1 protein-coding gene is annotated in these 929 nt (G+C 61.6%); it reads left to right on the top strand.

The features are described 5' to 3' along the window. A partial coding sequence (locus AB4118_RS33990; RefSeq protein WP_441493897.1) for a peroxidase family protein occupies positions 1-929 on the top strand: 929 nt, incomplete at both ends.

The following is a 929-nucleotide window of genomic DNA, read 5'->3' as shown; positions in this document are numbered from 1 at the left end:
GCCGTGTACCGGGTCGGTCACTCCCTGATCGGCCAGACCATGACCGTGCTCGATGCCGACGGTCAGCCGAAGCAGGTGGCGCTGTTCGACGCCTTCCTGAATCCGACGAACGACGCCGGCGCCTTCACCGCTCCCTTGCCTCCCGGCTACGTCCCGCAGCCCGGCTATGAGCAGCTTGGCGTCGGATCGATCCTGGGCGGCATCATCAGGCAGCCGGCGGAGGAGGTTGACTTCAACATTGTCGACGCGGTGCGCAACGATCTGGTGCGCATCAATGCCGACCTCTTCGCCTTCAATGTGGCCCGCGGCTGGGATGTCGGGCTTGGCACCTTGAACCAGGTGCGTTCGGATCTTGCCGCTTCGGAGGATCCCTATGTCTCCGAGGCCGTCGGATATGCCGGAAATCTCTCGCCCTATACCTCGTGGGAGGACTTCCAGCAGCGCAACAATCTGAGCGATACAGTGATCGCCCAGTTCAAGCAGGCCTATCCGGACCTCGTCCTGGACGCCAATGAGATAGCTGCCTTCCAGGCGATCAACTCGAATATCAGCGTGGCCATCCAGGCCGACGGCACCGGCATCGTGAAGGGGATCGACCGGGTCGATCTCTGGGTCGGTGGCCTTGCCGAGACGCATATCAATGGCGGCATGGTCGGGCAGACCTTCTGGGTCGTGCTGCATGAACAGTTTGACCGCCTGCAGGAGGCCGACCGGTTCTACTATCTCGACCGTGTCGAGAACTTCGACTTCTACGAGAATTTCATCGACGGCCAGGAGTTCGCGGACATCATCGCCCGCAATACCAGCCTGACCAATCTTCCCGAGAACATCTTCGAGACCGTCGTTGGCGATGACGGCGACAACGGTACCGGCACGGGTGACGGTGACGGCGACGATGACGACGATGACGGCGACGATGACGACGATGA

This window comes from Allobosea sp. 2RAB26, assembly GCF_052115465.1.
In the GTDB taxonomy this organism is placed as follows: Bacteria; Pseudomonadota; Alphaproteobacteria; order Rhizobiales; family Beijerinckiaceae; genus Allobosea.
This window is presented reverse-complemented; position numbering and strand designations above follow the sequence as displayed.